We start from the raw sequence: 18,463 nt of genomic DNA, 5'->3' as shown, positions 1-18,463 counted from the left end.
TAAAAAAGCAAACGTATTTACGATAATAAAGGTTGCGAATGTTTTAAGACCCGCAACCTTCTTTTACAACAAACAAATCGAATTAGTCTTCGATAATGATACCCATGCTGCGTGCAGTACCTTCGACCATGCGCATAGCAGCTTCTACGCTAGCTGCGTTTAGGTCAGGCATTTTTTGTTCAGCGATTTCGCGTACTTTATCACGCTTAACAGTTGCCACTTTATTACGGTTTGGTTCACCAGAACCAGACTGAATACCAGCTACTACTTTAAGAAGAACAGCAGCAGGCGGAGTTTTTGTAATAAAAGTGAAGGAACGGTCTTCAAATACCGTAATTTCAACAGGGATAATTAATCCAGCTTGGTCAGCTGTACGAGCGTTGAACTCTTTACAGAAGCCCATGATGTTAACACCCGCTTGTCCTAGTGCCGGACCAACCGGTGGAGCTGGGTTAGCCTTACCTGCAGGAATTTGTAGTTTAACAACTTTAATTACCTTTTTAGCCACGAGACACACCTCCTTAAGTCCGTGATGTGGTAAATGGGCGTTAGCCCTCCCACTCTATCTTTTATCTTTTTGCAAGATAAAAGCATCCAAATTAGTGTCTTCTGTCTGAAGACATACTGACCTTAAAGATATTATCACTTTTTGTGATTCATTTCAAGGCTTTATTCTTATAATTTTTCAACTTGGGTAAAATCAAGTTCCACCGGTGTTTCACGGCCGAACATATCCACTAATACAGTTACTTTTTGCTTTTCAGTATCAATCTCTTCAATTATACCTGTGTAATTTGCAAATGGACCTTCTTTTACCCGAATCGTTTCGTTCAATTCAAAATCAAAGTCAACCTTCTCGCTCTCTACACCCATGCGCTTCAGGATTACAGCTACTTCCTCCTCTAATAAAGGAGTTGGTTTAGAACCGGAGCCTGCAGAGCCAACGAATCCAGTTACGCCAGGCGTATTGCGCACCACGTACCAAGAATCATCCGTCATGATTAACTCTACTAACACATAACCTGGGAACACTTTTCGCTTTGTCAGCTTTTCTTTCCCATTTTTCATTTCAACTTCTACTTCTTCTGGGACGACAACACGGAAAATTTTATCCTGCATGTTCATTGTTTCCACACGCTTCTCCAAGTTCGTTTTTACTTTATTCTCGTATCCAGAATAAGTATGTACAACATACCAACGTTTTTCCATTCCGTTAGGACGAACGTCCTTCCCTCCCCGATTCTACTATTTTTGCTCAAATGAAAAAACCCGTTCACCGGGTTTTCAACACAGTTCGTATAGATATCATTATATCATGTACAAGCGCATCTTATTCAAGAATTAAGCGAATTAATGAAGAAATACCCATATCCAGAAATGCAAAGAAGATAGCAAAAAATACAACTGTTGCAATAACTGTAATGGTAGAACGAACAAGTTCAGTTCGTTTCGGCCAACTTACTTTCTTCATCTCGCGACCTACATCGCCGAAAAAGTTAGTTAAACGCATCTATGGGACCTCCAGTATGAATAGCAATTCTTATTTTGTTTCTTTATGAATAGTATGATCATTGCACGCTTTGCAAAATTTTTTCATCTCAAGACGCTCCGCAGAGCCTGCTTTTTTCATCGTGGAGTAGTTTCTGCTGTTACATTCCGTACATGAGAGTACAATTTTTTTGCGCATTTCTTACACCAGCCTTATGAAACTATGTCCTTAAAAATGTAACATACAATAAAAGAACATGTCAATCACACCCATTAAATGCAGTAAAAAATAAAATGAGACAGGTTCCCCCATCTCATTTTATTGATCAATTTAACGCAGTGCTCTCTCTCATCTCCACGTAGCGTTCCAGCTTTCTTTTTACACGCTGTAAAGCATTGTCAATTGATTTCACATGACGGTTCAGCTGTTCAGATATCTCCTGATAGGAACGGCCGTCTAAATATAAGGAAAGTACTTTTCTTTCTAAATCGCTTAATAATTCAGAAATTTTAAGTTCTATATCTACATATTCTTCCTGGCTGATAATCATTTCCTCCGGATCGGTTACTTTTGATTCGGAAATGACGTCTAATAAAGTGCGATCAGACTCTTCATCATAAATAGGCTTGTCCAATGAAACATACGAGTTTAAAGGAATATGCTTTTGTCTTGTTGCTGTTTTGATAGCCGTAATGATCTGACGGGTAATGCACAGCTCCGCAAAAGCTTTAAACGATGACAGCTTGTCTTCCTTGTAATCACGAATAGCCTTAAACAGTCCAATCATGCCTTCTTGAATAATATCTTCTCGATCAGCTCCAACTAAAAAATAAGATCTTGATTTTGCGCGTACGAAGTTTTTGTACTTGTTAATCAAGTATTCTAGTGCCGAAATATCCCCTTGTCTTACAATTTCGACTATTTCTTCGTCCTCTAACCCAATAAACTGCGCGTTGTGTCCACTTAAGAAGTCTGATTCCACTCTTATCCCCCCGACCGCTAGTTAGATAGAAATATTATACAGCAAGCGTTTGAAGAGCGTCAATAACTCAACGCTCTCCGCGCCGTAATTTTTCTAATTTTTCTGTGATTTCTTTGCTATATCGAGGTTCAAATGTTCCTTTTGACGTTATTTTTTCTGTAATTTTCCGCCGCACTTGTTTTTCCATCGTTTGTACTTCCAATTCCAGCTCACGAGCGGATTTGCGCAGCGCCCCCTGGCCAAAAATAGCCCATTGCTCTGTATAATCAGATGTTGCTACATGAATGCGCGTATCAATTTTACGCAGTTCAATAGCAAGCTGTTCAATTTTCTCGTCAGCGGTTTGATTTTTTTTAGTAAAAATTACTTCCACTCGCGCTTGCTTTGTTTTTTTTTCAATGCCTTGTACAAAATGAGCATCAAAAACAATAATAACTTTTGTACCGGTATATCCTTGGTAATCTGCCATTTTATCAATAAGGAGATCCCGGGCAGCTTGCAACTCCTCCTCTTTGAGCTTTCGCAATGCTTCCCAGGCCCCTATAATGTTATATCCGTCTACGAGTAAAATTTCCTTCATTTTTACTCACCGAAAGGATGCCGCTTTCGATACACCTCATACATTAACAAACCCGCTGCAACTGATGCATTGAGCGATGTGACTTTTCCAGCCATAGGCAAACGCACAAGGAAATCGCACTTTTCTCCTATAAGGCGGCTCATTCCCTTTCCTTCACTTCCAATAACCAAACCTAAAGGCATCGTTCCATCTAAATTGCGATAATCATCGCTTCCTTTTGCATCGGTACCCGCAATCCAAACACCGCGCTCTTTCAGTTCTTCAATTGTACGAGCTAAATTGGTTACGCGTACTACTGGTATATATTCAATAGCGCCGGTTGAAGATTTGGCTACTGCTGCAGTTAAACCCACTGCTCTTCGCTTTGGAATAATAATACCATGCGCGCCGACGGCATCTGCCGTTCTCATAATGGAGCCTAAGTTATGCGGATCTTCAATCTCATCGAGCAATAAGAAAAACGGTGCTTCCCCTCTTTCTTCCGCTGCCTTAAATAAGTCATCTACTTCTGCATATTGGTAGGCGGCTACTTGGGCAATAACCCCTTGATGATTTCCTTCCACCATTTGGTCGAGCTTCTTCTTCGGAGACTGCTGGACAATCACCCCATGCTCCTTTGCCAGATGTAAAACGGTTTGAATTTGTCCTTTGCCTGCTCCCTCTGCGACCCAAATCTTATTAATATCCCGTCCGGATTTGAGCGCTTCAATAACAGGGTTTCTTCCGATAATGTATTCCTGATTCAACGTTTTTCTCCTCCTTCCTTATCCTCAGAAATTGCAATAGATTTTTCTACAATTTCCCTAAGCCTGTCATCGTTGTCCAAAAGATAATGATAGCCGATGAGAGCTTCAAATGCCGTACTATACCTGTATGTCTGCACATCCGTGTTTTTCGGAACTGTTCCGGACTTTGCATTTCTTCCTCTCATCACAACAGCCGTTTCTTCGTCGTTTAATATAGACGCATCCAGCAAAGAAAGAATGACCTTCGCTTGCGCTTTTGCAGACACATACTGTGTACTTAAGCGATGCAGCTGGTTCGGGCGCACCTTTCCTTTCAATAACAGGTGATGACGGACATACTTCTCGTAGACCGCATCACCCATATAAGCTAACGCTAAGCTGTTTAACTGCTTTACATCAATCATACTTATCCTCTTTTCCATCGTGTTCCTTGCGGTGTATCTTCGAGGATGATATTTCGTTCCTTCAACTCATCGCGAATTTGATCTGACATTGCAAAATCACGGTTTTTACGAGCTTCAATCCGCTTTTGGATGAGCGCTTCAATTTCTTCATCAAGCAACTCTTCTTTGCTGAGCGTTAACCCTACTACGCCGAACAAGTCCTCGAACTCTTTTACATACTCTTCAATAACAGCTTTAGATGTATGCTGCTCCAACAAATATTGATTTGCATGATTCGCCAAGTTATAAAGCTCTGTTATGGCATTTGCCGTATTGAAGTCGTCATCCATCGCTTCTTCAAATGCTGCACGGAATGCTTTTACCTCAGCTATCCACTTTTCATCATTTTCTGTTAAATCCGTGCTGCTTTCCATACGATGCTTCAGATTATGGTACGCTGTAAGTATGCGTTCTAATCCTTTTTGCGTACTTTGCAGAAGTGATTCGCTGAAGTTAATAGGGTGACGATAATGAACCGATAACATAAAGAAACGGATAAGCTGCGGATCGTATTGCTTAATGATATCGTGAACTAAAATAAAGTTGCCTAATGACTTCGACATTTTCTCATTATCAATATTAATATAACCATTATGCATCCAGTAACGTGCAAATTGCTTTTCTGTTAACGCCTCAGATTGCGCAATTTCATTTTCATGGTGAGGGAATGCAAGGTCCTGACCGCCTGCGTGAATATCAATTGTATCTCCTAAATACTTTCTTGCCATCGCAGAGCATTCGATATGCCAGCCCGGGCGTCCTTGGCCCCATGGACTATCCCAATAAATCTCCCCTTCTTTTGCAGCTTTCCAAAGCACAAAATCGAGAGGGTCTTGCTTTTTCTCTCCTACTTCAATGCGTGTGCCATGGCGAAGCTCAGAAATAGATTGATGAGACAGCTTGCCATACTCCGTAAACTCTTTCGTTTTATAATAAACATCGCCAGCTGATTCATACGCATAGCCTTTATCGATCAGCTCTTGAATGAATTCGATAATAATGTCCATATTTTCCGTTACACGCGGATGAACATTAGCATGGCGGCATCCCAGCGCTGAAGTATCTTCAAAATACGCCTTAATAAAACGGTCAGCGATGGTCGGCACATCTTCTCCGAGCTCATTTGCCGCTTTAATGAGCTTATCGTCTACATCTGTAAAGTTGGATACGTAGTTCACTTCATATCCTTTATATTCTAAATAGCGGCGTACCATATCAAATACAATGGCCGGTCTTGCATTTCCGATATGGATGTAGTTATACACGGTCGGCCCGCATACATACATCTTTACCCTATTTTCTTCAAGAGGAATAAACTCTTCCTTCTTGCGCGTTAACGTATTATACAGATAAATGGCCATGAGAATCTTTCCCTTCTTTCGATGTCTCTATTTCTTGTTTGAGTTTTTGAATTTCAGCTTCCATTGCTTTTAACTTATCGGCAATTGGATCTGGTAAATCTGTATGATTCAAATCATGCTTAATTTTGATGCCGTCTCGAATTACGACACGCCCTGGAATACCGACTACAGTAGAATGAGGAGGCACTTCTTTTAATACGACAGAACCTGCACCGATTTTTGAGTTCTCTCCTACCGTAATAGAACCCAGTACTTTAGCACCTGTTGCAATCAGCACATTATCTTGAATAGTCGGATGCCGTTTCCCCTTTTCTTTCCCTGTTCCGCCTAATGTTACCCCTTGAAACACGATTACATTCTCACCAATTTCACACGTTTCTCCAATCACTACTCCCATGCCGTGGTCGATAAAAAATCGTCTGCCGATTTTAGCCCCTGGATGAATTTCAATGCCGGTAAAAAAGCGGCTTATCTGTGAGATAACACGAGCTAAAAAGAAGAAACGTCCTTTATAAAAAGCATGTGCTATACGATGTGCCCAGATCGCATGCAGCCCTGAGTACGTTAGAATCACTTCCAAGTAGCTTCTCGCTGCCGGATCTTGTTCAAAGACGACTTCTATGTCCTCGCGAAGCCTCTTAAACATTCCCTGTTTCCCCCCCCTTATTTGTTAAGCTACTTTCAACTGGAACAAAATTATCTGCCAACTAAACTGCTCTTTCTAACTAAATTCAGCTTGCTGCGACACTTACAACACATTTTCTATCCCCTCCAAGAAAATTTACAGCCCCGTAGAAAGTATCCCGCGCGGTGCAATCAGTCTGAGTCTGCTTTTTATGCCAAAATAAAAAGGCGTCTCTGTATAGACAGAGACGCCAAAGCGCGGTTCCACTCTGTTTAAGCCCAATAAGGCCTCAACTCATGCTTGGATAACGGCTCTTCACCGCTTCTGCCTACTAAACGTTTCAACAGAAGACTCAAAGGCGCACTTCGGAAATCTGTTCTTGAACTACTTTCAGCTGGTGATAGTTCTCTCTGTAAAGAACGGGACTTCTTACTCTTCCTTCTCGTCGCTTTATATATTCCGTTGTATTAGAGTATTCTTATTATATTGCAAAGAAAGCAAAATGTTAATGGATTGCTTTGTTAATCCTTGCTAAAATTTTATCTTTTCCAAGAAGCGCGATTGCTTTTGGAAGATCGGGACCGTGTGTTTGGCCTGTTGTTGCGACACGGATTGGCATAAATAGTTTCTTGCCTTTTTGACCCGTTTTCTTTTGAACGGCTTTAATCGCAGCCTGTACTGCTTCAGGAGTAAACTCTTCTAATGCTTCAAGTTCTGCTACAAATGCAGCAAGCACTTCCGGCACTTGCTCTTCGCTGATGACTGCTTGCGCTTCTTCATCATAACTGATTTCGTCCTTGAAAAGCACGTCGGAAAGCTCGACAATTTCAGCTCCGTAGCTGATTTGATCATGATATAAAGCAACTAAATTGCGCACCCAAACCAGCTCTTGCTCACTCATACTTTCACTTACGCGTCCTGCTTTGACAAGATGCGGTAAGCTTAGCTCCATTACACGATCAACCGATTGCTTCTTCATATATTGATTATTCATCCATTTCAGCTTTTGCGTATCAAATACAGCCGGAGATTTGGATAAACGATCAGCATCAAACATTTCAATGAATTGTTCCTTCGTGAAAATTTCCTCTTCGCCGACCGGAGACCAGCCAAGAAGACCGATGAAGTTTAACAATGCTTCCGGTAAGTATCCAAGCTCTTCGTATTGCTGGATGAATTGGATAACAGATTCATCACGCTTGCTTAATTTCTTGCGGTTCTCATTCACAATCAATGTCATGTGACCGAATTTCGGCGCTTCCCAGCCGAACGCTTCGTAAATCATCAATTGCTTTGGCGTGTTAGAGATATGTTCTTCACCGCGAAGGACATGAGAAATTTTCATCATGTAGTCATCCACCGCAACCGCAAAGTTGTATGTCGGAATACCGTCTTTTTTGACAATAACGAAATCACCGAAATCCTCAGAGTCAAACTTTACTTCGCCTTTTACAAGGTCATTAAATTTATACTCTCTATTTTCAAGAACACGGAAGCGAATGCTTGGTACACGCCCTTCTGCTTCAAATGCCTTCATTTGTTCTTCTGAAAGCTCACGGTGCGCTCCGGAGTAGCGAGGTGTTTCACCTGCCGCGATTTGCACTTCACGCTCTGCCTCTAGTTCCTCTTCCGACACGTAGCACTTATATGCTAATCCGCGCTCTAGCAGCTGCTCGTACAATTCCTTATAGATATCCAAACGCTCTGTTTGGCGGTATGGGCCGTACGGACCGCCGATATCAACGCTCTCATCCCATTCAATTCCAAGCCACTTCAAATATTTCAACTGACTTTTTTCGCCGCCTTCCACGTTACGCTTTAAGTCTGTATCTTCAATACGGATAATAAAGTCGCCGCCGTGATGCTTCGCGAATAAATAGTTAAACAATGCCGTTCTTGTATTGCCAATATGCAAATGCCCCGTTGGACTTGGAGCATAACGCAGTCTCACCTTGTTTGTCATGTGTGGACACCTTCCGTCTTAATTTGTCACTATCCAAATTTTATAGCGTTATTGCTTTTTTTTCAACAGTACAACGGCTTGGGAAGCAATTCCTTCTTCTCTTCCTGTAAATCCGAGCCTTTCTGTTGTTGTTGCTTTTACATTTACATTTTCAGCAGATGTTTGTAATAAGTCGCTGATACGCTTTCTCATGTCTTCAATATATGGAGCCATTTTCGGCTTTTGTGCAATAATCGTACAATCCAAGTTTGCCAGCTCATATCCGTGCCGCTCGACAATCTCCCAAACCTTTTCAAGCAAAACAGCGGAATCCGCGTCCTTGAATGCCGGGTCTGTATCAGGAAAATGCTTACCGATATCTCCTGCTGCAATTGCTCCTAAGCATGCATCCGCAATCGTATGAAGCAATACGTCTGCATCTGAATGACCAAGCAGACCCTTCTCATAAGGAATGGTAATCCCGCCGATAATAAGCGGTCTTCCTTCTGCAAATGCATGCACATCAAATCCTTGTCCGATTCGAAACATCTTATATCCTCCTTACGTTCTCTCTCTGTTCAGGAAGCCTTCTGCCACTACTAAGTCGTCTGGCGTTGTCACTTTAATGTTGTAATAGCTGCCCTGTACAACTCCCACTTCTTTTCCAAGACGCTCCACGAGACTGGCATCGTCCGTTCCTAAAAAACTGTGACGATGTGCCTGCTCATGAGCCTCACGCAACACAGACAGTTGAAAGCCTTGCGGGGTTTGTACCGCCCAGAGGCTGGAACGTTCTACCGTCTCTTCCACTACCTGATTACGCACCCGTTTAATTGTATCTTTTACAGGAACAGCGCAAATGGAAGCTCCTTTTTCTTTTGCCATATGTAGTACATCATTAATAATCGCTTGTGTAACAAAAGGGCGTGCGCCATCATGCACAAGCACATACTCAGCATCTGCAGCATGAAGAATGCCATTATACACACTATCCTGCCGTTCCGCTCCGCCTTGTATCAGGATAATATCCTTCTTTAAACGATACTCTTCAATCAGCTGCTGAAATAACACACGTTCTTCTTCATTAATCGCAAGAATGATTTGTGCGCATTGTTCATCCTTCTCAAATACTTGTAAAGTATGAATAATAAGAGGAACAGAGGAGATGGGTAAAAACAGCTTGTTCCTTCCCGCTCCCATCCGCTTTCCTTGTCCAGCTGCGGGAATGACCAATATATATTTCATGTTAAACTCCTATAACGCTTTTTCAAGCTGCTTTCTCTTCGCAAAAATCATACGGCCGGCTGAGGTTTGAAGAACACTTGTGACAAGCACCTCAAGTTGAGAGCCAATATACTCTCTTCCATCCTCTACAACAATCATCGTACCATCATCAAGATAAGCAACTCCCTGATTATGCTCTTTACCATCTTTTACTACGTACACACTTAGCTCTTCGCCTGGCAATACGACCGGCTTAATAGCATTGGCTAAATCGTTGATGTTTAACACCTTTACGCCTTGCAGTTCACAAACTTTATTTAAGTTAAAATCATTTGTGACGACAGCTCCGTTCATAACTTTCGCCAATTTGACAAGCTTGCTGTCTACTTCTTGAATATCTTCAAAGTCACCTTCATAAATCTCTACCTTAATAGCAAGCTCTTTTTGAATTTTATTTAATATATCCAGCCCGCGTCTGCCTCGATTACGTTTCAGCGTATCTGATGAATCTGCGATATGCTGCAATTCTTCCAATACAAATTGCGGGATTAGAATGGTTCCCTCAAAGAAACCAGTTTGACAAATATCCGCAATACGTCCATCAATAATTACGCTTGTATCTAATAACTTAAAGTTCGCTGGCGGCATTTCTTCTTCTGCTTCTTCGTGAGAGTTCTTCTTTTTGCCTCCGCGCTGCGGTAAAGAAAAGAGCGCTACGAGCTCATTTCGTTTCTTAAATCCAACCTGAAAACCAAGATAACCAAGCAATATCGTTACAAAAATTTGCAATACGGTGCTAATTACCTGAATGGTAATCGATTTGATGGGAAGAAGAATTAAATAAGCTACTATAAGTCCGAAGATAAGTCCTAAACTGCCAAATAAAACATCCGTAACCGGTGCTTTTACCATGGCTTCCTCAACATATTTAATCAAATGAACAATATAATCTACCAGCCAGAATGTTGTAATAAATAAGACGATTGCACCGATGATCGCACGAATATAAGACTCTTCCAGCCATGGAATGGAGCCAACGTTTAATACATCTATCACTTTTGGAATTAGGAAAATCCCTAATGCCCCTCCTATTACTAAAAAGAACAGCTGTACAATCCGTTTTAACATTCAACCACCTCCTACTCATTATAGACAGTACTCTCTCATTGAAAACGTCGAATGCAAAAGCGAGATTTTATTTAATTTGCTTTCCAATATATCATACCATATCTTGTAAAGGTGTGAACGACAGGATATTGTTACACGAATGCAATATTGTTAATTTTTGTTAATTTTTTAATTATGCCTACTTATATACAGCTGCTCTTGGATACGTTTTAAACCGTCGCGAATTTTCTTTGCACGTACCTCGCCGATTCCCTCTACCTCATCTAAGTCATCCATAGTAGCCCGGCAAATGCCTTGCAGGTTTTTAAAACGATTAATAAGATTTTCAATGATGAGCGGCGGCAGGCGAGAGATTTTTCCAAGAATACGGTACCCCCGCGGTGTTACGCTTTTTTCCTCTAAATTGATTTGACCTGAATATCCGAGCAGCTTTACCAAGTCACTGTCCTCTAGTAATTCTATATTAGATAACTCCTGCAGCTTTTTCAAAATTTGATAATGTTCTTGTGTTTTTTCATGATAATAATCTTTAATAAGAAGTGCGGCTTCCTCTTCTAAATCTGCCAGGAGCTCATCCAACTGCAATCGAATGAGTCTGCCTTCCGTGCCCAGCTCGTGAATATAGCTGAAAATCTCATTTTTAATACGGAGCACCATTTCTACACTATGCAGCACATGAAGCACTTCCGCAATCGTTACAACCTCTTCAAATTCCAAAACACCCAAGTTTGTAATGCCCTCACTCCAAACAGCTTTATATTTTTCTAATGTCTGGATAGCTTGATTTGCTTTTGTTAGAATAACGCCGATATCTTTCAATGTATAACGAAGGATTCCCTGATAGAGCGTAATAACATTCCGCCGTTGTGAAATTGCAATAACAAGATTTCCTGTTTGCTTGGCGACCCGCTCCGCTGTACGATGGCGCATGCCTGTTTCCATAGATTCAATGGCCGCTTCGGGCATCAATTGGGCATTCGCAAGCAAGATTTTGCTTCCTGTTTCATTCAGGATGAGGGCGCCGTCCATTTTCGCCAATTCATATAAGCTCGCAGGAGAAAACGGACAGTTAATATGGAAGCCCCCGTCTACAATCCCTTTTATTTGATCGTTATAGCCCAGCACGATAAGCCCGCCTGTTTGCGCACGAAGCACATTATCAATGCCTTCCCTTAAAGGCGTTCCGGGCGCCACAAGCTGTAATATACTAATAATACTTTTTGATCGCTGTTTATTTTCCTCCATTACTACGCCCCTCCTAGCGTATATCGAAGAGCCTCTCCGATGTTGGATACCCCGACAACTTCAATTCCTTCTGGGATTGTCCATCCGCCTAAATTCTTGCTTGGAATAATAACTCTGTGAAAGCCCAGCTTCGCTGCTTCTTGTACACGTTGCTCAATGCGCGAAACCCTTCGTACTTCACCTGTCAGTCCGACTTCACCGATAACTGCATCAGTAGGGGAAGTCGGTTTATCCCGAAAACTAGAAGCAATACTCATGGCAACAGCCAAGTCGATAGCCGGCTCATCCAGCTTTATACCACCCGCTACTTTCAGGTAAGCATCTTGATTTTGCAGAAGCAGTCCTGCCCTCTTTTCAAGTACAGCCATGATTAAGGATACACGGTTATGATCAATACCTGTAGCCATTCGGCGCGGATTTCCAAAGCTAGTCGGCGAAATAAGAGCCTGTACTTCTACTAAAACAGGACGAGTCCCTTCCATGGAAGCTACAACTGTGGAGCCTGCCACTCCTACCGGACGCTCTTCCAAAAAGATTTCAGAAGGATTTAATACTTCCTTCAAACCAAGCTCCTTCATCTCGAAAATTCCCATCTCGTTCGTAGAACCGAAGCGATTTTTCACAGCTCGTAAAATACGATATGTATGATGCCGCTCTCCTTCGAAATATAAAACGGCATCTACCATATGCTCAAGTAAACGGGGTCCGGCAATATTCCCTTCCTTCGTAACATGTCCGACAATAAAAATGGGAATACCTTTTGTTTTTGCAAGCTTCATAAGCTCTGCCGTACATTCGCGCACCTGCGATACGCTGCCGGGCGCTGAAGTAACCTCGGGCATATAAATCGTTTGAATAGAGTCAATTACGACAAATGAGGGATTCATATCTTCAATATATTGTACAATGCGCTGTAAATCGGTTTCAGAATATACATAAAGATTACTGCTGCTGACATCCAAGCGGTCCGCTCTCAGCTTAATTTGCTTTGGCGATTCCTCTCCTGAAATATATAAAACTTGATAAGAACTCTCAGCGAGCTGCGCTGATACTTGCAGCAGCAAAGTGGACTTGCCTATTCCCGGGTCACCGCCGATTAAAACAAGCGACCCATTTACAATGCCCCCTCCTAACACGCGGTTCAGCTCTTGATAGCGCGTTGTAATGCGCGCTTCATTTTTCGTCTCTACGTCTGTGATGGGACGCGGCTTTGCCGCCTCAGTCTGAAAACCGGTCGCAAAGGTTAGACGGCGCGAGGATACGGGAGCTGCTAGTTCTTCTGTAAATGTATTCCATGCACCGCAGCCAGGACATTTCCCCATCCACTTCGGTGACTCATAGCCACATTCCTGACAAACAAATTTCGTTTTCTTCTTCGCCATGGTTTTCCTCACTTTAAATCTATTATGATTATGTATCACTATCATATCCAGTATGCAGCTTTTGATTATATAAGAAAAAGGGCTACTAACTAGCCCCTTTTCTCTTTACTGCTATTTTACCTTTTCTGCACTATGAATGACAAATGATTCTCCTTCTACATCAAAGATAACCTTCTGCCCTTTCTCAATAACACCTTTTAGAAGCTCTTCAGACAGTCTGTCTTCTACATGTTTCTGAATAGCTCGGCGCAATGGACGTGCTCCGTACTCGGCATCAAATCCTTTATCAGCAAGCAGCTCAAGCGCTGTATCTGTAATGTGTAGCTCAATTTCTTGTTCTACTAAACGCTTCTTCAGCTGATTTGCCATAAGCGTTACAATCTCTTTAATATGTTTCTTCTCTAGCGGGTGGAACACGATAATTTCATCAATACGGTTCAGGAACTCAGGACGAAACGCTTTCTTCAGCTCATCCATCACTTTCCCTTTCATATCTGCATAGTCGCGGCTCTCATCTTGTACGTTAAAGCCCATATGCTTATTGCGTTTCAATGTATCCGCACCTACGTTTGATGTCATGATGACAATTGTATTGCGGAAGTCTACTGTACGGCCTTTAGAATCTGTTAAACGGCCGTCCTCCAGTACTTGAAGCAAAATGTTGAATACATCCGGATGTGCTTTTTCTACCTCATCCAATAAAATTACAGAGTATGGCTTACGGCGAACTTTTTCCGTTAATTGACCGCCTTCTTCGTATCCTACATATCCTGGAGGCGACCCAACGAGACGGGATGTAGAGTGTTTCTCCATGTATTCTGACATGTCGATGCGAATCAATGCATCTTCATCGCCAAACATGGATTCAGCTAACGCTCTAGCAAGCTCTGTTTTACCCACACCTGTCGGCCCCAAGAAGATAAAGGAACCAATCGGACGCTTCGGATCTTTTAACCCCGCTCTTGCACGGCGAACTGCTTTCGCTACTGCTACGACCGCTTCATCTTGACCAATCAGACGATCATGCAGAATTTGCTCAAGGTTCAATAGCTTATCAGTTTCTGTTTGTGCAAGCTTAGAAACTGGAATACGTGTCCAAGTGGATACAACGCTTGCGATGTCTTCCACTGTGACTTCGGAGTTTTCTTTGCCTTGCTGTTCTTTCCACTGGCGCTTCGTATCTTCTAATTGTTCACGAAGACGCTGCTCCATATCGCGTAAAGAAGCTGCTTTTTCAAACTCTTGGCTTTGTACAGCCGCATCTTTTTCTTTTCGTACTTCTTCCAGCTTTTGCTCGCACTCTTTTAAGTTTGGCGGAGCTGTATAAGAGCGTAAACGAACTTTAGATGCTGCCTCGTCAATTAAGTCAATAGCTTTATCCGGCAAGAAACGATCTGTGATATAACGGTCAGATAATTTTACCGCTGCATCAATTGCTTCATCAGAGATGGATACACGGTGATGCGCTTCATAGCGGTCACGCAATCCTTTCAAAATTTGAACAGACTCTTCTGCACTCGGTTCATCTACTTGAATCGGCTGGAAGCGGCGCTCTAACGCTGCGTCCTTTTCAATATATTTACGATACTCATCAAGTGTTGTAGCGCCAATGCACTGCAGTTCACCGCGAGCCAATGACGGCTTCAGGATGTTAGATGCATCAATTGCACCTTCTGCGCCGCCTGCGCCAATCAGTGTGTGCAGCTCGTCAATAAATAGAATAATATTGCCGGCTTGGCGAATTTCATCCATTACTTTCTTTAAACGATCTTCAAATTCACCGCGATATTTTGTACCGGCAACAACTGTACCCATATCAAGCGTCATAACGCGCTTATCACGCAAAGTTTCCGGCACTTCATTATTTACGATTTGCTGTGCTAATCCTTCAGCAATCGCTGTTTTACCGACCCCAGGTTCACCGATTAATACCGGGTTGTTCTTTGTTCTGCGGCTTAGCACCTCAATTACACGCTGAATTTCTTTGCTTCGGCCGATCACTGGATCTAAGCGTCCTTCACGTGCAATTGCTGTTAAATCACGCGCTAAGCTATCAAGCGTTGGTGTATTTGCATTAGCTGCAGCTCCTCCCTGATGACCGGAGGATGCTTCATTGCTTCCCAACAGCTGAAGTACTTGCTGTCTTGCTTTATTTAAGCTTACACCAAGATTATTTAACACGCGTGCAGCTACACCTTCGCCTTCACGGATTAATCCTAAAAGGATATGCTCTGTTCCCACATAAGAATGTCCAAGCTTTCTGGCCTCATCCATGGACAGCTCAATTACCTTTTTCGCGCGAGGCGTATAATGAACCGTTTGTGTAGCTTCTGTGCCGCGTCCAATTAACGCTTCTACTTCTTTTTGAATTTTTTCAGGGCTTAAACCAAGAGCCACAAGCGCTTTTGCAGCAATTCCTTCGCCTTCGCGGACAAGTCCTAATAAAACATGTTCTGTTCCGATATTGTTATGACCAATGCGGATCGCTTCTTCTTGAGATAAAGCCAACACTTTTTGTGCCCGCTCTGTGAATCTTCCAAACATCATACGAATCAGGCCTCCTACATATTTTTATTTTGTTCAAGCAGCAATCGTTCCCGAATCAGAGAAGCCCTTCGATAATCACGCTCTTCCGGTCGCAGCGGACTGCCTGCGTATTGCTGTAAAATGCCTGGCTGAGTGAGTATCATTAGTTCCGTTAATATACTCCGAGAGATATTTTGAATATAGCCTAAATCAATACCTAGACGTACATCCGATAAACAGCCAGCCGCCTCTCCTGATTCAATGAGACGGCTATTGGAAAGGATGCCGTACGAACGATATACTTTATCCTCAAGTTGAATACCTGATGTTTTCATAAGAGCCTCTCTTGCGACTCTTTCTTGTTGAATAAGCTGAAGTACTACACTTTGCAAATCTTCAATAATATCCTCTTCCGATTTCCCAAGTGTAGTTTGATTAGAAACTTGAAAAATGTTTCCGAGAGCTTCGCTTCCTTCTCCATATATACCGCGTACAACTAATCCCAATTGATTAATAGCTGTCACGATACGATTCATTTGGCGGGTAAGAACAAGTGCCGGCAAGTGCATCATCACAGATGCGCGAAGCCCGGTTCCTACATTTGTGGGACAGCTGGTAAGATAACCAAGCTGCTCGTCAAATGCATATTCTATATGTTCTTCTAACCAATCATCCACGGTATTTGCAAGATGCAAAGCTTCCGATAATTGAAAGCCCGGGAATAAACATTGTATGCGAATATGATCCTCCTCATTAATCATAATGCTAATTTGTTCACTTTCAGATAATAAACAAGCACCTAAAGGAGAGTTTTCAGCTAAATCTGGACTAATGAGATGTTTCTCTACAAGCACACGTCTTTGAATTGGCTGCAGATCCCCCATCTTCACCATTTCAAGCTTTCCAAGTCCTTCTATGCCAAAATTTATTACCTTTTCAAACTCATTTACTGCTTGCAGCGCTTCTTCATGGTCCAACAAAGTCGGAAATGTGTAAGTCTGTAGGTTTCTCGCCAGTCGAATACGGCTGCTTAGCACAATATCGGAATCAGGACCATTTTCCTTCATCCACGGACTGATAGCGTCATTCATAATACGATCGAGTGACATAGAATTACTCCTCCTTTCTATGCTCACTTAATTGCTTTTCAATTGCGCGTATTCTATCGCGAGCCTCTGCAGCTTCTTCAAATTCTTCCGCCTGTATGTGATGCTGCATTTTACGTCTTAACTCATCTAATTCTTTTCGAAGATGAAGATTTCCTCCTACGCGTCTCGGAATTTTCCCATAATGGGTTGTATTTCCGCTGTGAAGACGGCGCAAAATGGGTTGTAAATGTTCTTGAAAAGCTTCATAGCAATGCGCACAGCCAAATCTGCCTGCTTTCGTGAACTGTTGATATGTCATATGGCAGTTTAGGCATTGAATCTGTTCCTGCTGCGAAACAGAATTCGCTTTTTTTCCAACGATAGGCTGATCCATATTCAACAATCCCGCTAAAAGGTTATGAAAAGAAAAATTAGAGTTTTGCGAGGAAAAAAAAGAATTGTAACCTTTTTCTTGAGAACATTGTTCACAAATATGCACTTCTGTTTTTTCCCCGTTTATCACTTTTGTAAAATGCAATGTGGCTGGCCGTGTTTGACATTCTTGACAAATCAAAATACATCCCCCCGCCTTTTAAAACTACTTATATTTCAATGTAGTGAGCATTGCTTTTAACATACGTGCGCGAAGCTCATCTCGATACGGTAAATCTGCCAGTAAAACAGAGCGGTCCAATACACTGAGCATAATTTTGACTTCACGAGTTGTAATGAGATCCTCTTCTGCGAGCCGTTGAATAATACTTTCTGAACTTGACTGCGGGATGCTGTTTCGAACAAGGTGAATCATTTGATCAATTATGTGAATTTCATCATGAAGCTTTACCTTACTAATTCGAATATAGCCGCCCCCTCCTCTTTTACTCTCAACGATAAATCCTCGCTCCAATGTGAAACGAGTATTAATAACATAGTTGATTTGAGAAGGAACACAATCAAACTTATCTGCAACTTCGCTGCGTTTAATTTCAATAATATTGTTTCCGCTTAAGTCAATAACCTGCTTCAAGTACTGTTCAATAATATCCGATATATTTCTCATTCACCTTCCACCTTTATTGACTTTGACTATCTTTGACTTTAATTATATACATCTCCATAAATTTTGCAACTGTTTTGCATCTCAACTTTATCCTCCCCAAAACTCCAGGTGTTTAATCTTATGCAAGAGCATTATTTCAACCGTCTAGCGGCAATATCTTTTCATTATACGGCTTCCTTTGGGATTTTAATTCATGAACATCCCCCGCTTACTTACTTCCATCCACACGCTTGAATTGGGAGCATTCTCGCCTAATTTATGATAAATAGTTAACTTATAAAAACAAAAAAAGGACCAGTCAAATGACTAATCCTTTTTCAGTGCCTAGCGACGTCCTACTCTCACAGGGACAAGGTCCCAACTACCATCGGCGCTGAAGAGCTTAACTTCCGTGTTCGGTATGGGAACGGGTGTGACCTCTTCGCCATCATTACCAGACTCTTGTTATATAAGGAAATTTAATATTCCTTCAAAACTAGATAACATAAGATAAAGTGTATATTGGTTAAGCCCTCGATCGATTAGTATTCGTCAGCTCCACGTGTCGCCACGCTTCCACCTCGAACCTATCAACCTGATCATCTTTCAGGGATCTTACTAGCTTGACGCTATGGGAAATCTCATCTTGAGGGGGGCTTCATG

At 42.0% G+C, this 18,463-nt stretch carries 20 protein-coding genes, 2 rRNA genes and 1 other annotated feature; all 22 genes read right to left on the bottom strand.

What is annotated here, in order from left to right; genetic code table 11:
• Window positions 1–82: 82 nt before the first annotated feature.
• Window positions 83–508, bottom strand: a complete 426-nt coding sequence (gene rplK / locus H540_RS0111890) for a 50S ribosomal protein L11 (RefSeq protein WP_028400845.1) — start codon at window positions 506–508, stop codon at window positions 83–85.
• Window positions 509–675: 167 nt separating this feature from the next.
• Window positions 676–1,209 carry a transcription termination/antitermination protein NusG gene (gene nusG / locus H540_RS0111885; RefSeq protein WP_028400844.1) on the bottom strand — a complete coding sequence of 178 codons (534 nt, stop codon included), beginning with the start codon at window positions 1,207–1,209 and terminating at the stop codon, window positions 676–678.
• A 121-nt stretch (window positions 1,210–1,330) separates the two neighbouring features.
• Complete coding sequence (secE, locus tag H540_RS0111880; RefSeq protein ID WP_028400843.1) at window positions 1,331–1,510, bottom strand: preprotein translocase subunit SecE; 180 nt, start codon at window positions 1,508–1,510, stop codon at window positions 1,331–1,333.
• Window positions 1,511–1,540: 30 nt separating this feature from the next.
• Window positions 1,541–1,687, bottom strand: a complete 147-nt coding sequence (gene rpmG, locus H540_RS0111875) for a 50S ribosomal protein L33 (protein ID WP_028400842.1) — start codon at window positions 1,685–1,687, stop codon at window positions 1,541–1,543.
• Window positions 1,688–1,814: 127 nt separating this feature from the next.
• Entirely contained in the window at window positions 1,815–2,477 is a 663-nt protein-coding gene (locus H540_RS0111870; protein ID WP_245592230.1) for an RNA polymerase factor sigma-70, read from the bottom strand.
• A gap of 61 nt (window positions 2,478–2,538) precedes the next feature.
• Window positions 2,539–3,051, bottom strand: a complete 513-nt coding sequence (locus H540_RS0111865) for an NYN domain-containing protein (protein ID WP_028400840.1) — start codon at window positions 3,049–3,051, stop codon at window positions 2,539–2,541.
• Window positions 3,052–3,053: 2 nt separating this feature from the next.
• Window positions 3,054–3,797, bottom strand: a complete 744-nt coding sequence (gene rlmB / locus H540_RS0111860) for a 23S rRNA (guanosine(2251)-2'-O)-methyltransferase RlmB (protein WP_028400839.1) — start codon at window positions 3,795–3,797, stop codon at window positions 3,054–3,056.
• Complete coding sequence (locus H540_RS0111855; protein ID WP_028400838.1) at window positions 3,794–4,201, bottom strand: Mini-ribonuclease 3; 408 nt, start codon at window positions 4,199–4,201, stop codon at window positions 3,794–3,796. The genes rlmB and H540_RS0111855 overlap by 4 nt, the downstream gene beginning before the upstream one ends.
• A gap of 2 nt (window positions 4,202–4,203) precedes the next feature.
• On the bottom strand, window positions 4,204–5,601 hold the full coding sequence (cysS, locus tag H540_RS0111850; protein ID WP_028400837.1) for a cysteine--tRNA ligase: 1,398 nt from the start codon (window positions 5,599–5,601) through the stop codon (window positions 4,204–4,206).
• Entirely contained in the window at window positions 5,582–6,247 is a 666-nt protein-coding gene (gene cysE, locus H540_RS0111845; RefSeq protein ID WP_028400836.1) for a serine O-acetyltransferase, read from the bottom strand. The genes cysS and cysE overlap by 20 nt, the downstream gene beginning before the upstream one ends.
• A 219-nt stretch (window positions 6,248–6,466) precedes the next feature.
• Window positions 6,467–6,681: a binding site (T-box leader), on the bottom strand.
• A gap of 50 nt (window positions 6,682–6,731) precedes the next feature.
• A complete protein-coding gene (gene gltX / locus H540_RS0111840) occupies window positions 6,732–8,189 on the bottom strand; it encodes a glutamate--tRNA ligase (protein WP_028400835.1) in 1,458 nt (485 codons plus the stop codon).
• A 48-nt stretch (window positions 8,190–8,237) separates the two neighbouring features.
• Window positions 8,238–8,717, bottom strand: coding sequence for a 2-C-methyl-D-erythritol 2,4-cyclodiphosphate synthase (gene ispF, locus H540_RS0111835; protein WP_028400834.1), 480 nt, complete (start codon window positions 8,715–8,717; stop codon window positions 8,238–8,240).
• A 12-nt stretch (window positions 8,718–8,729) separates the two neighbouring features.
• Window positions 8,730–9,413 carry a 2-C-methyl-D-erythritol 4-phosphate cytidylyltransferase gene (gene ispD / locus H540_RS0111830; RefSeq protein WP_034670893.1) on the bottom strand — a complete coding sequence of 228 codons (684 nt, stop codon included), beginning with the start codon at window positions 9,411–9,413 and terminating at the stop codon, window positions 8,730–8,732.
• 9 nt (window positions 9,414–9,422) lie between these two features.
• Complete coding sequence (locus H540_RS0111825) at window positions 9,423–10,520, bottom strand: PIN/TRAM domain-containing protein (RefSeq protein WP_028400832.1); 1,098 nt, start codon at window positions 10,518–10,520, stop codon at window positions 9,423–9,425.
• 168 nt (window positions 10,521–10,688) lie between these two features.
• The gene (gene disA, locus H540_RS0111820) at window positions 10,689–11,765 is read right to left on the bottom strand and encodes a DNA integrity scanning diadenylate cyclase DisA (RefSeq protein WP_028400831.1); all 1,077 of its coding nucleotides are present in this window, start codon (window positions 11,763–11,765) and stop codon (window positions 10,689–10,691) included.
• Between the two features lie 2 nt (window positions 11,766–11,767).
• Window positions 11,768–13,147 carry a DNA repair protein RadA gene (gene radA / locus H540_RS0111815; protein ID WP_028400830.1) on the bottom strand — a complete coding sequence of 460 codons (1,380 nt, stop codon included), beginning with the start codon at window positions 13,145–13,147 and terminating at the stop codon, window positions 11,768–11,770.
• Window positions 13,148–13,258: 111 nt separating this feature from the next.
• Window positions 13,259–15,694, bottom strand: coding sequence for an ATP-dependent protease ATP-binding subunit ClpC (gene clpC, locus H540_RS0111810; RefSeq protein ID WP_028400829.1), 2,436 nt, complete (start codon window positions 15,692–15,694; stop codon window positions 13,259–13,261).
• A 14-nt stretch (window positions 15,695–15,708) separates the two neighbouring features.
• On the bottom strand, window positions 15,709–16,782 hold the full coding sequence (gene mcsB, locus H540_RS0111805) for a protein-arginine kinase McsB (RefSeq protein ID WP_028400828.1): 1,074 nt from the start codon (window positions 16,780–16,782) through the stop codon (window positions 15,709–15,711).
• A 4-nt stretch (window positions 16,783–16,786) separates the two neighbouring features.
• Window positions 16,787–17,335, bottom strand: a complete 549-nt coding sequence (mcsA, locus tag H540_RS0111800; protein WP_028400827.1) for a protein-arginine kinase activator protein McsA — start codon at window positions 17,333–17,335, stop codon at window positions 16,787–16,789.
• Between the two features lie 24 nt (window positions 17,336–17,359).
• Entirely contained in the window at window positions 17,360–17,821 is a 462-nt protein-coding gene (locus H540_RS0111795) for a CtsR family transcriptional regulator (protein WP_028400826.1), read from the bottom strand.
• Window positions 17,822–18,143: 322 nt separating this feature from the next.
• Window positions 18,144–18,259 (bottom strand): 5S ribosomal RNA (rrf, locus tag H540_RS0111790).
• A gap of 63 nt (window positions 18,260–18,322) precedes the next feature.
• Window positions 18,323–18,463 (bottom strand): 23S ribosomal RNA (locus H540_RS0111785); the annotation flags it as partial.

This window comes from Ectobacillus panaciterrae DSM 19096, assembly GCF_000430785.1.
In the GTDB taxonomy this organism is placed as follows: domain Bacteria; phylum Bacillota; class Bacilli; order Bacillales; family Bacillaceae_G; genus Ectobacillus; species Ectobacillus panaciterrae.
Note: the sequence above shows the minus strand (reverse complement) of the source record. Positions and strands in the feature narration are given on the sequence as shown.

What these genes read in the sequence shown, in the direction of transcription:
- nusG (WP_028400844.1), bottom strand. Translation starts at nt 1,209, where the DNA reads ATGGAAAAACGTTGGTATGTTGTACATACTTATTCTGGATACGAGAAT.
- secE (WP_028400843.1), bottom strand. Translation starts at nt 1,510, where the DNA reads ATGCGTTTAACTAACTTTTTCGGCGATGTAGGTCGCGAGATGAAGAAA.
- rpmG (WP_028400842.1), bottom strand. Translation starts at nt 1,687, where the DNA reads ATGCGCAAAAAAATTGTACTCTCATGTACGGAATGTAACAGCAGAAAC.
- H540_RS0111865 (WP_028400840.1), bottom strand. Translation starts at nt 3,051, where the DNA reads ATGAAGGAAATTTTACTCGTAGACGGATATAACATTATAGGGGCCTGG.
- H540_RS0111855 (WP_028400838.1), bottom strand. Translation starts at nt 4,201, where the DNA reads ATGATTGATGTAAAGCAGTTAAACAGCTTAGCGTTAGCTTATATGGGT.
- cysS (WP_028400837.1), bottom strand. Translation starts at nt 5,601, where the DNA reads ATGGCCATTTATCTGTATAATACGTTAACGCGCAAGAAGGAAGAGTTT.
- cysE (WP_028400836.1), bottom strand. Translation starts at nt 6,247, where the DNA reads ATGTTTAAGAGGCTTCGCGAGGACATAGAAGTCGTCTTTGAACAAGAT.
- gltX (WP_028400835.1), bottom strand. Translation starts at nt 8,189, where the DNA reads ATGACAAACAAGGTGAGACTGCGTTATGCTCCAAGTCCAACGGGGCAT.
- ispF (WP_028400834.1), bottom strand. Translation starts at nt 8,717, where the DNA reads ATGTTTCGAATCGGACAAGGATTTGATGTGCATGCATTTGCAGAAGGA.
- ispD (WP_034670893.1), bottom strand. Translation starts at nt 9,413, where the DNA reads ATGAAATATATATTGGTCATTCCCGCAGCTGGACAAGGAAAGCGGATG.
- H540_RS0111825 (WP_028400832.1), bottom strand. Translation starts at nt 10,520, where the DNA reads ATGTTAAAACGGATTGTACAGCTGTTCTTTTTAGTAATAGGAGGGGCA.
- disA (WP_028400831.1), bottom strand. Translation starts at nt 11,765, where the DNA reads ATGGAGGAAAATAAACAGCGATCAAAAAGTATTATTAGTATATTACAG.
- radA (WP_028400830.1), bottom strand. Translation starts at nt 13,147, where the DNA reads ATGGCGAAGAAGAAAACGAAATTTGTTTGTCAGGAATGTGGCTATGAG.
- clpC (WP_028400829.1), bottom strand. Translation starts at nt 15,694, where the DNA reads ATGATGTTTGGAAGATTCACAGAGCGGGCACAAAAAGTGTTGGCTTTA.
- mcsB (WP_028400828.1), bottom strand. Translation starts at nt 16,782, where the DNA reads ATGTCACTCGATCGTATTATGAATGACGCTATCAGTCCGTGGATGAAG.
- H540_RS0111795 (WP_028400826.1), bottom strand. Translation starts at nt 17,821, where the DNA reads ATGAGAAATATATCGGATATTATTGAACAGTACTTGAAGCAGGTTATT.